General features: G+C 48.5%; 10 protein-coding genes. 6 read left to right on the top strand and 4 right to left on the bottom strand.

The features are described 5' to 3' along the window. The first annotated feature begins 138 nt into the window (after positions 1-138). The 6 genes from MKX98_RS25580 (at position 139) to MKX98_RS25555 (ending at position 7,792) form a co-directional block, all read left to right on the top strand. Positions 139-2,928: a hypothetical protein gene (locus MKX98_RS25580; RefSeq protein WP_339219167.1), complete on the top strand. Its 2,790-nt coding sequence runs from the start codon at positions 139-141 to the stop codon at positions 2,926-2,928. A gap of 116 nt (positions 2,929-3,044) precedes the next feature. After that, positions 3,045-5,279 carry a dockerin type I domain-containing protein gene (locus tag MKX98_RS25575; protein ID WP_339219165.1) on the top strand — a complete coding sequence of 745 codons (2,235 nt, stop codon included), beginning with the start codon at positions 3,045-3,047 and terminating at the stop codon, positions 5,277-5,279. A 297-nt stretch (positions 5,280-5,576) separates the two neighbouring features. After that, positions 5,577-5,960: a GntR family transcriptional regulator gene (locus MKX98_RS25570; protein ID WP_071223391.1), complete on the top strand. Its 384-nt coding sequence runs from the start codon at positions 5,577-5,579 to the stop codon at positions 5,958-5,960. After that, positions 5,957-6,823 (top strand): ABC transporter ATP-binding protein, encoded by an 867-nt coding sequence (locus MKX98_RS25565; protein WP_339219163.1) that lies wholly within the window; start codon positions 5,957-5,959, stop codon positions 6,821-6,823. Before MKX98_RS25570 ends, MKX98_RS25565 begins: the two co-directional genes overlap by 4 nt. Next, positions 6,816-7,442, top strand: coding sequence for an ABC-2 transporter permease (locus MKX98_RS25560; RefSeq protein ID WP_194544110.1), 627 nt, complete (start codon positions 6,816-6,818; stop codon positions 7,440-7,442). Before MKX98_RS25565 ends, MKX98_RS25560 begins: the two co-directional genes overlap by 8 nt. Positions 7,443-7,498: 56 nt before the next feature. Continuing rightward, the gene (locus tag MKX98_RS25555) at positions 7,499-7,792 is read left to right on the top strand and encodes a YfzA family protein (protein WP_259445174.1); all 294 of its coding nucleotides are present in this window, start codon (positions 7,499-7,501) and stop codon (positions 7,790-7,792) included. Positions 7,793-7,802: 10 nt separating this feature from the next. Here MKX98_RS25555 and MKX98_RS25550 read toward each other — a convergent pair whose 3' ends face one another. From MKX98_RS25550 to MKX98_RS25535, 4 genes are read right to left on the bottom strand one after another with little or no spacing between them, the layout of a single operon-like run. Further along, on the bottom strand, positions 7,803-8,603 hold the full coding sequence (locus MKX98_RS25550) for an ABC transporter ATP-binding protein (protein ID WP_194544108.1): 801 nt from the start codon (positions 8,601-8,603) through the stop codon (positions 7,803-7,805). Continuing rightward, a complete protein-coding gene (locus tag MKX98_RS25545; RefSeq protein ID WP_194544107.1) occupies positions 8,603-9,634 on the bottom strand; it encodes an iron chelate uptake ABC transporter family permease subunit in 1,032 nt (343 codons plus the stop codon). Before MKX98_RS25545 ends, MKX98_RS25550 begins: the two co-directional genes overlap by 1 nt. Further along, a complete protein-coding gene (locus tag MKX98_RS25540; RefSeq protein WP_194544106.1) occupies positions 9,631-10,671 on the bottom strand; it encodes an iron ABC transporter permease in 1,041 nt (346 codons plus the stop codon). Before MKX98_RS25540 ends, MKX98_RS25545 begins: the two co-directional genes overlap by 4 nt. Beyond that, positions 10,668-11,762: an iron-siderophore ABC transporter substrate-binding protein gene (locus tag MKX98_RS25535; protein ID WP_339219160.1), complete on the bottom strand. Its 1,095-nt coding sequence runs from the start codon at positions 11,760-11,762 to the stop codon at positions 10,668-10,670. The genes MKX98_RS25540 and MKX98_RS25535 overlap by 4 nt, the downstream gene beginning before the upstream one ends. Positions 11,763-11,765 lie beyond the last annotated feature (3 nt).

The raw sequence follows: 11,765 nt of genomic DNA, 5'->3' as shown, positions 1-11,765 counted from the left end.
GAACCCTTGAGTATTTTTACAATGATGGGCAAGTACGAAACGGAGTCCATACTCGTTTCGTCCTGGAGGTTAATCGAGGGGAGGGGCAATCGTTTGTTCCAAACGCTAGGCTAAACCATATTCGAAAGGGGAAGTTTGATGAAATTAAATATCGTGCCGTTCAAAACCCAGTTGATCATACTTACGATAACCCTATTAGGATTGTCTTCGCTGCAACCAGTGCCTGTAGAAGCTCAATCGTCAATCAACAAACAATTCGGGGACCCTGTTTCCGTGGGAGCTCCTATTCAGCAGATTGCCATTTTTGAAAGCGCTTATGGTCAAGAGGATGGTCGTGACGTCATGTATACCACGGTGAATGGAAAGCCGGCCATGTTAAACGTTATTGACCTCGTGGACAACAAATTGCTCCGGACGATCCCGCTTCCGGATGCCGACAGCTCCTGGGCTAAGACCATTGCTCCAGACGGAACGCTATATATAGCAGGTCAATCCAAAGTTTACCGATATTCGCCCCAGACCAAAGAACTTGATGATTTGGGACCCGCGATTCCAGGCGAAACCTCTATCTGGGGATTAGTCACGGATGAGCAAGGGAATGTATACGGCGGGACGTATCCCAACGCCAAGGTGTTTAAATTCGATCCCAAAACGAATTCGTTCACGAATTACGGAACCATGGTAGAAGGCCAAGGGTATGTTCGTTCTATTGCCTATGCGGATGGTATCGTTTATGCAGGTATCGGCACGGTAGGCCATATCGTCAAGCTCGACCCGGTTACCGGGGACAAGACAGAACTGCCGATTCGGGACGTACCGGGCGTAAGCAGTCTCCCGTTTGTGTATGGCCTGGATGCCAGGGGGGATTACCTTTTCGCTTACTTAAACGGCAATGGAACAACCGCATTGATTATATACGATATGGCGAGGGGCGTCTGGCTGGATGAGGTATACAGCGGATACGGCGGCCTTGATGTGTCGCCCGAACGCGAAGGAAAAGTGTATTTCGTCCAAAATCGGAAAGTACAAGCTTTTGATATGACGACGCGGCAGGTCACGGATACGGGGATTGCTTATGGAACTGGTTTCCGCTCTACCGGCTGGGTCCGTTTTCCGGATGATCCGGAGCTTCCCGGCGAGACCTTAGTGACGATCCAATTCGGAGGGAAGGCGGCACTGTTCAACTTCGAGTCCGGCATTCATAAGACGCTGCCTGCGGTCGCCGAAGGGCAACCTACGCTTATTCAGGCTCTGGAGAAAGGACCGGGCGGCAAAATCTATACAAGCGGCATGACCTCCGCATTGGGAGGCGTGTTCGATCCCGTTACGCGCACCCATTCGACGTATCCGATGGGTCAAGCCGAAAGCATCGGCTCGCTTGGGAATGACGTATACTTTGGCATTTATCCCAAAGCGGAGATTCGCAAGCTGGATACAACGCTTCCCGTTCAAACGGATCCGAACAAGCCGGACCTCAATCCGGAATCCTTATTCTACATGGAGGAAGACCAAGATCGTCCTTATGTCCAGACTACGGGCGGAGGCAAAATCTACTTTGGGACCATACCGTATTACGGAGAATTGGGCGGAGCGCTCGTTGCGTACGACCCGGCCTCCGAAACGTTTGATGTTCATCGCCATGTCGTTCGGAACCAGAGCATCGTGGGATTGGCTTATCGGGACGGCAAGATTTACGGCTCGACCAGCATAAGAGGCGGTCTCGGCATCGATCCAACCGAGTCGGAAGCAAAAATGTTTGTGTGGGATGCCGTTAGCGGCGAAAAGCTTAGCGAATTCACGCCTGATATTCCGGGCGCCGTTAAATCCCCGATCATGATCAGCGGGCTGACCTTCGATCAAGACGGACTCCTCTGGGCAGCAGCAGACGGCATTCTGTTTGCGGTGGACCCTGCCACGCAGGAGGTCGTTAAAAGCAAGGTCATTTATCCGGGTGTCACGGACTACGGGATGTGGAGGCCGATCCACCTCAGATGGGGGAACGATGGCCTGCTCTATACCGACCTCTACGGTCAGTTGACAATCTTGAATCCCGACACGATGGAGCATAAAGAACTGGGAATTAAATCGGCACTCTTTACCTTGGGGGATGACGGAAACATCTATTATGCGCAAGAAACACGGATGTACATGATTCCCATATCCGATGCGGAAGAAGAGGATACCCAGGCCCCAACGACAGAACCTGCGACCAATCCGGAGAAGCCTGATGGAAAGGATGGATGGTTCGTCAGCCCTGTAACGGTTACGCTGTCGGCCTATGATGAAGGAGCCGGGATTGAATCCACTTTATACTCCTGGGATGAAGGAGCAAGCTGGACCAGCTACGATGGTTCGCCATTGCATGTGCAGGAGGATGGACGTCACGTGCTTACTTATCGATCCATTGACAAAGCTGGCAACGAGGAGGCACCGCGTAAGCTCCAGTTGCATGTGGACCGCGAGGGACCCGTAATCCGCTGGAAATCGGACATACCCAAAGAAATCAGCACTGCAGATGATTTGAAGCTGGATTTCGAACTTCAGGACGAATGGTCGGGTATGGATACGGACGGAACCGTCATCACGCTGGACGGAGAGCGGGTAGAGCATCCATCAGCCCTTCCGTTATTCAGACTCCCTTTGGGCGAGCACACGCTTACGATACGGGCAGCCGATTTGGCAGGCAACGAATCCGTTCAGGAGATGAATTTCCATATCGTCACTAGTTTCGAGAGTCTGGAAGAGCTTGTGTATCGATTCGCTGAACAGGGATGGATCGATAATCCTGGTATTGCGAACAGCCTTGCTGCGAAGGCCACAAAAGGGAATATCACAGCATTTATCAATCAAGTCCACGCCCAAACGGGGAAGCATATTTCATCTGAAGCAGCAGCCTATTTGATTCGGGATGCATCGTCACTTCAGTAACATCGATCAAGTTAGGGTTATACGGTTGAAATATCTTCTATTGAAAAGGTAGGTGCGGAAATTTGAAGCGTGTAAAAGTGAAGATGGGCTTAATGGTTATGCTTTCGTGTGCTTGTATGACAACCAACCTCCCGGCAAAACCCATGAATGCACAAGCATGGCAGGACGCCGGTCTCACGAACCCCGCAGGTCTCTCGAATCCCATACGGTTGGAGGATAAAGTGTATGGACAGCCGGAACGATTGGCCCAACCCATTCGGGGAATCAGCATCTATGACGGGGCCGTCGGGGAACAGGATGGCCGAAAGGTTATGTTTACAACGGTAAAAGGCTCTCCTGCCCAGTTCAATGTCGTAGACATGGCCACGAATAAGGTAATCCATACATCGATCTTGCAGGGCGGGGGCGGAGATGCCTGGCACCATGAAGTCACACCGGACGGAAAGCATGTGTATGTGACATCACACAGAACGCTCTGGCTGTATTCAACCGAGACCAAAGAGATGAACCTTGTACACGACTTCGTTGACGAAGGTCCGTGGTCACTTGTTACCGATAGCAAGGGTAATGCCTATATCGGTACTTATCCCGGCGGTAAGGTATTTAAATACGATCTCGGTCTGGGGACCGTTACGGAAGATTACGGGAGAATGCTAGGAAACCAGCCGCAAGAATATGTAAGATCCATCGCACTGGATGAAGAAGGAGGACATATTTATGCCGGTACGGCGCACGGTCAAATCATCAAACTGGATTTAGCGACCGGAAGCAAAACGAATATAGCGCAGCCGCTGATGGATCAACAGGAAACCGGCTTTGTGTACGATATGAATCTGGTTGACAATCGCTATATATTCGCCCGATATTCCGAATCCAAAAATATGTATGTCTATGATCTCGAGTCTTCCAGCTGGCTGGACGTTGTGTTATCCAATGTGACCGGTCTGCATGTTACGGACTCTTATGAAAGCAAAGTCTACTTCATTGCGGACAACACGTTAAAATATTACAACTTGGCAACGGGCGAGATCGGCTCCACCGGCATGGCCTATGGCAGCGGGCTTAGAGGTGCCGATTGGGTCGAAATCGATTTGCATGAGAATCCGGATCTGATCGGCATGAATCTGGTTACCATGCAATTTGGCGGGGGGATCGTTTATTTCAACGTTACGCAGAACAAGATGACGGCTACGCGCCCGGTCGTTGAAGGGACGCCGCTGAATATTCACGTCATTGAAAAAGGCTCGGATAACCAGTTGTTTATGAGCACATTGGGCGCAGGTACAGGGGCTGTCTATGATCCGGACCAGAATCAGGTGACTTCGATTTCCCTGGGTCAGGCCGACAGCATGGTGTATCATGACAATGCCATGTATATGGGAGTGTATCCCAAAGCCTATGTTCATAAATATGACCAAACCAGAGCGCCGGGTAACGGCAATCCCTCCCAATTCCTGCAGGTGGACCCTGAGGCCCATCAGGATCGTTTAATCGAAGCGACATCCGGCGGCGGACGTATCTATTTCGGGAGTGTATCCGCATATGGGGTTAATGGAGGAGCCGTAACGATCATTGATCCAAGCGCATATGCCGAGAACAAGACAGGCGTGAAGGTCATACGAAACGTTGTTCAAGATCAAAGTGTGGTAGGTCTTGCTTATAAAGACGGTATAATCTTCGGTTCAACGAATATTAACAACGGCCTCGGAAGCAACCCGACGGCAGAGGAAGCCAAAATGTTTACCATGAATGCCTTGACTGGAGAGAAATTAGCGGAATGGTCACCACAGATCGAAGGCATAGATAAACCTGAATTTATCGGCCGACTGACAGTAGGACCCCATGATGGGCTGATTTGGGGAGCCGTTAACGGTACCATTTTCGCGATGGACCCGGATCATAAGGAAATTGTGAAGAGCAAGCAGGTTCACACGGGATCGTTCAATTACGGTGCATGGTCTTCCGTTCCGCTGAAATGGGATGCCGACGGTATACTGTACGCGCTCTTCGGCTCCAAGCTCATTGCGATTGATCCGGTTACCCTGGAGTATCGAGAGGTAACAAGTGCTTATAGCTTTACGATAGGCGATGACGGATATCTGTATTATTCGGACGGCACGGACCGCACCTACTTGTCCCGAATCCATATTGGAACGAAAGTAACGATCCCCGAAGACGTGGATGGAAACGGAACCGTAGATCATCATGATATCAGGCTGGTAGCAAGGCATATAGGAAAAGAACCGGTAGGCGATTTGCAGAAGCTGGACGTGAACCAGGATGGAAAAATAAATGCAGAAGATGTTAGAAGAGTTACAGCAAAAATGAATGAGGACCGAAAACAAAAGTAACCGATCAAAATTTTTTCGTAATACTACGATCCCCATCCCTAGTGTTAATACAGTTTAAACTTAAAGCAGCCGCTCCTGGCACAAGGGGCGGCTGCTTTAGTCATATTCCCATAATGGCCCTGTCGGAGATATAAGCATATATCCCCATACGAAGTAGCGTAACCCGCGGCCTTTTTATGTTAACAATCGTAGAGGACGAGAATCACTGCCCAGATGGATGAATTGACACAAGAGGGTATAGTGTATATATTATATATATACGGTATGCACTTAATTAACAGCAGTGAGGTGAACGGCATAAAAATCATATTATCCAACGCATCGAACGATCCGATTTACATACAGATTATGAACCAGATTAGACAGAGTATCCTGAGTGGAGAATTGCGCGCAGGCGACAGTCTCCCTTCTATAAGGCAGCTTGCTAAGGATTTGCAGGTTAGTGTTATTACGACTAAGCGTGCCTATGAAGAATTGGAGAACGAAAAGCTAATCGACTCGGTCGTAGGCAAGGGTTGCTTCGTATCAGGGGCAAATAAAGATTTTATCAGGGAGCAGCGCATGAAGCGATTAGAAGAGAAAATGATCCATATCATTCGAGAAAGCAAGGAATTAAACATGAGTCAACAAGATGTAATCGATCATCTGACTTTACTGTTCGAGGAGGAACAAACACCATGAATGCAATCGAATTACGAAATTTAACGAAAACATACCCTCTTTTCAAAGTCGATCATGTATCTCTGGATGTGAAACAAGGCTACATTACCGGACTCATTGGTCCGAATGGTGTTGGTAAAAGCACCTTAATCAAGATGATGCTCGGCATGGTACGTCCCGATTCCGGCAGTGTAAAAATACTCGGTCTGGATATGCCTCAACATGAAGTCGACATTAAACAGCGCATCGGCATCGTCTCGGATGATTGCTTCTATTATGAGCATCTTACGATTCGTGATACGAAGAGAATGATCGCACCTTTTTATAGCCATTGGAATGAAAAGAAATTTAACCGCTACCTCGAACAATTCGAATTGTCCCCTAAGAAGAAGGTTGAAGATTTATCTAAGGGAATGAAGATTAAACTCGCCCTTGCCGTTGCCTTATCCCATGAGGCTGAGCTCCTGGTCATGGATGAGCCGACTTCGGGACTTGATCCTGTGTTCAGGAGGGAAATGCTCGATCTGCTTGCAGATATGATGCAGGACGAAAAAAACACGATTATCTTCTCGACGCATATTACGACGGATTTGGACCGTATTGCCGACTACATTACTTTCGTCAATGACGGAAAACTTGTATTCAATGAAGCGAAAGATGATGTGCTTGAGAGATACGCGATCGTGAAGGGCGATATGCAACTGATTGATTCCGATATTCGAAAGGAATTTATCGGGATTCGTGAGACGACGCTTGGTTTTGAGGGCTTGGTAGATAATCGACGCAAGGCCGCGCAGCTGTTTAGCCATAATGCTATTTTAGAAAAACCAACCTTAGAAGACATCATGTATTTCACTGCCAAGGGAGGAAGAGTTCATGCTTAATTTGCTTCGTAAAGATTTCATCGCTTTAAAAAGCTCACTGTGGACGATTCTTCTCTATCTCGCTGTATTCAGCATCGCTTTTATACCAAAAAGTGAAATGTCTATCTATTTTGTAGGAATCTATACGGCTTTCGGCTCCATTATTCTAGCTACGATGATCGATATCAAAAACCATAACCATAAATTTCTGGTCACGCTGCCGATTAGCCGCAAACATATTGTGCTGGCCAAATACATAACAGCCATCGTGTATACACTGTTTGGAGTCATTGCTTCTTACGGGATTCACCGGATCATTGATCTTTCGTTCCCCCAGCTTGACAAGCCAGACTATACAGTGATGTCCTTATTGGTTTCCGTAGGAATGCTGCTTGTTCTCATCTCTATCTATATGCCTCTTTTTTACGCACTTAGCAAAAAAGGAGCCGGAATTATCAATGCCGTATTCATGATCTCCTTAATTGTCCTGGCACAACCTGCAGCGGTGCTGATGAATATGGTGAGCGAGAAAGGCCTCATTAACGATCAAACATTACTTCTGATTCTAATCGGTATCGTCGTTGTATTCATTGCTTCCTATTTCTTAACGATAAGCCTATTTAAGAGGAAAGACTTATAAGAGTCCCCGCGGATGCATGATGAAGTAATAAATGATAAAAAAGGAGAGCGCATCCATTGAAAGATACACAACATAAAGCTGCTTCTTCCCGGATAAAAAGCTGGATGTATTTCTTAGGGGGACTTATTGTATTACAAATACTGTTTATCGCGTTTGATAATGCCTTGTGGACCCCATTCAAAGTGAAAGAAGGGTCATTATTTGCCGATTTTTCTGAATCAAAGTTATTTACGGAATGGTTCACACCTTATAAAACCCAAGAACATAACTTATTCACTGCCATTTTTGCCGTTACATTACTCCCGGCAGCTTTAATAGGTGCAGTAAAAGACCTTGTTTCTAGAAAATGAATCCACTACATCATAGAACATGATATCGTCCTTTGGGTATCACATGGGGTGAGCCTGACACGGGGTCCTCGATTACCGAGCAATCAAGCCCGAATATGTCTTTGATCATGGTGCTCGTAATGACTTGCGAGGGCGCCCCCTCAGCCACAAGCAATCCGTTATGAAGCGCAAAGATATGATCCGCATAACGAGCGGACAGGTTGATATCGTGGAGAACCATGACAATCGTCGTTCCATATTTTCGGTTTAAGTCTGTGAGCAAGTCAAGAATTTCGATCTGATAAGTAATATCTAGAAAGGTTGTAGGTTCATCGAGCAATAAAATGTCGGTTTGCTGTGCCAGTGCCATAGCGATCCAGACGCGCTGTCTTTGACCGCCTGACAGTTCGTCTATGTTATGATTGGCCAGCTCCGTGATATTCATAATTTCCATCGCTTCGGAAACGGCTTCCTCATCCTTTTTGCTCCATCCGCTAAACCATGACTGGTGCGGAAACCTTCCGCGTCCCACCAAGTCCGCGACGGAGATCCCCTCAGGAACAATGGGAGACTGCGGCAGCAGACCCAATACACGAGCCAGCTCTTTCGGCGGTATATGGCCGATAGGCTTTCCGTCCAGCGTAACTTGACCAGATGTAGGCTTGATCAGCCTTGCCATTGTTTTCAGAAGCGTAGATTTTCCACATCCGTTGGCTCCAATAATAACGCTGATCTTATGACTCGGAATGACAAGACTAATGTCGTGAATGATGGTTTTATTATCGTATCCCGCTACCGTATGCTCAGCTTTAAAAATATGCGTAGGTTTCATTATAAATTTCCCTTTCGATTCATTCGGATCAGCAAGAAAATCAAATAAGGCGCTCCGAGGATTCCGGTTATGATGCCCACAGGAAATCGGACCTCAAAAGCAAACTGTCCGACCAGGTCGGCAGCCATAACCAGATTTACGCCAACAAGCCCCGCCGGGATGGCGTTCGAAAACCCGACGCCAACCAATCGCTTGGCGATCGGTCCTGAGAGAAAAGCGACAAAAGCGATGGGGCCTGTCGTAGCGGTAGCGATCGCGATCATGCAGACGGAGCTTAAGATAAGCACCATTCGGGTCAGGTCCGTATTCACGCCGAGAGAAGCGGCGGATTGTTCTCCCAGTTCCAGTACACTTAGATGTTTTCCCAGCATGACAATGATAGGCGTACCAATCAGAACCGATATCACCAGAGCCGGAAGCTCATGCATTTGGGAGCCATTAAGGCTGCCGCTTAGCCATCTGAATGCTGTCGGAATGTCTTGCTCCGCGCCGACCAAGAGAAGATAGGAGATAACTGCGTTCAGCATGGCCTGCATGCCGATACCGACCAAAATTAATCGCCCGACGGAAAATGGCTTTGCCCGAGACAACAGATAAATGATGGTTACTGTAGCCAGACCTGCGACCACCGAAGCGATGGAAACAACAGCATTGCTTGTATGAAGAATGATAATGCAAAAAACAGCCGCTGCGCTCGAACCGGACGTAATTCCGATGACATTTGGGTTCGCAAGAGGATTGCGCAGCATGGTCTGGAAGGTGTTGCCGGCCAGGCCAAAAGCAAATCCCGCAAAAAGACCGGCCAGCATTCTCGGCAAGCGTATCGTATTCAAAGCAAAAGATACCCCTTTGATATTCTCACCCGAAAGCGCCCGGACGACATCCTGAATGGGATAAATGGTACTGCCAAGTAAAAGCATGGCGCAGCAGAGCGCGCAGGCAAGCAACGCAAGGAAGGTGGTAACAAGGATCCATCGACGGCGTCTTTGACGCCTGCCTGCCATAATAAACGCAACAGTTTTATTTTTCATAATGAACGCACTTTCGCTTTCATAGCTAATATGATCAGGATCGGTGCCCCGATAAAGGCTGTGACGACGCCGACTTCAAGTTCTCCGGGGCTGCCGACCAGCCTGCCGATGACATCGGATATCGTTAATATGACAGCTCCCGAAATGGCAGACATCGGTATAATATAACGCAAGTCGGAGCCAAGAAGAAGACGGATGACATGCGTTGACAAAAGTCCGATAAAACCGATGGGCCCTGCCAGCGCCGTAGTTGCTCCGCATAAAAGAACCCCGGCAAAAGCCGCGACAAGCCGTAGTACTCCTGTACGAACGCCCAGTCCGGTCGCGACCTCGTCTCCAAGCGCCAACGCATTCAATGCCGAAGCCGAAATAATGCCTAACAGCATGCCGACCACCAGAAACGGTGCGAACGTAGCCATATCGCTCCAGTTCGCTGAACCCACGCTGCCCACTTGCCAGAATCTGAATTGATCCATGACGTAGGAGCGTGGAATCATGATGGCGCTAACCAACGAAGAGAGGGCAGCACTTGTGGCGGCTCCAGCCAAAACAAGCTTAAGGGGCGTAGCACCGCCACGCCCCATGGAACCGATTCCGAATACAAACACTGCGGTAATGGTCGCTCCGGCTAAGGCTAGCCAGATATATTGATTAGCGGTGCTAATATTCAAGAACGCAATTCCGCAAACCACAAACAATGCTGCGCCGGTGTTGACGCCCAGAATGCTCGGGTCTGCAATCGGGTTGCGGGTGACGGCTTGCATAAGCGCCCCGGAAACGCCAAGTGCTGCACCGCAAAACAAACTGAAAATCGTTCGAGGAATCCTTTTTCGAACCACGTTTGCTCCGTAGGAATCGATGTCCGGGTGAAATAATCCGTCCATCAATTCATGAAATCGGATGGGCCGGGAGCCTAAGGTGAAAGATGCGAGCACGCTAATACCGAGCAAAACCAAACATATCACCAGAACCGTGCTGAAATTCCTCGGAATGCGGGAGTTTAGGGTTTTGTTTTCTGAAATGGATGAACTATTCATTTAATTTTGCTAATAGCTCCTCCAAGTAAATCCAGGTACTCATCGATGGTATATGAGATGGCAAGAGGGTTCGGATTTCCGGCTGCCGCCAGCGGCGTGCCGTTGCCAATAAATACGACGGAGCCTCTTTGAATAGCCGGAATCTTGCCAAGCAGGGAGTCTGCTTTAACAGCTTCATATAAAGTCTCATCGCCATACCCGACCAAAATATCCGCATCGTTAAGGACATCAGCGTTCTCCGCGCTTATATTCAGCGAGTAGCTGGTAGTGTCGGTAATCTGATTCGTAACACTTTCAGGATATTCCATCCCGAGCTCCATCAGAAAAGAACCGCGAGGATCAGCAGGGGTGTAGATGTGCAATTTGGACATGTCTTTAGCCGAGAAATTGACCCAAACCACTCTCTTGCCACGCATCTCAGGATGCTCGCTTGCTTTTTCCTTGACCAGGTTCTCCGTATCCTTAATGAGCTGTTCGCCTTCCGCTTTCATGCCCATGCCGGTTGCATTTAACATGACTTGTTCCCGCCAAGTGGTGAGCCAAGGAGTCGTCGGGTACGCTACAACCGGAGCGATCTTGGTTAGAATATCGTAATCTTCCTGCGTGATTCCGGAGTAGGCTGCCAGAATGACATCCGGGTCGGCATCGGAAATAGCCTCGAAGTCAAGGCCGTCCGTATCCTGAAAAACATTAGGCTCACTTACGCCAAGTTCCTTGAGCTTCTCAGCCGTCCAAGGCAATAATCCGCTGTCGTCCTGAACGCCGTAATTCGCTGCAGAAAAGCCTACTGGAACAACCCCAAGAGCAAGAGCCACATCATGATTGGCCCATTGAATCGTAGCTACACGTTCAGGCTTGCTTTTAATGACGGTTTCGCCAAAAGCGTGCTTGATTACGATCGGATATGCAGCATCGGTCTCTTGGGAAGCAGGTGTTTCCGTTTTAGGCGTTTCCGTGCTGGTCGAAGCCTTTTCAGTCGCAGCCGGTTCAGACGTCGAGCTTGATTGCTGGGTTGAACAGCCGACTAGCAAAACCAACATCACTGCCGAAATAAATAATGCTCTTAATGAAATTTCTCGCTTTTTAACCATGGG

Source organism: Paenibacillus sp. FSL W7-1332 (assembly GCF_037969785.1).
In the GTDB taxonomy this organism is placed as follows: domain Bacteria; phylum Bacillota; class Bacilli; order Paenibacillales; family Paenibacillaceae; genus Paenibacillus_AQ.
Note: the sequence above shows the minus strand (reverse complement) of the source record. Positions and strands in the feature narration are given on the sequence as shown.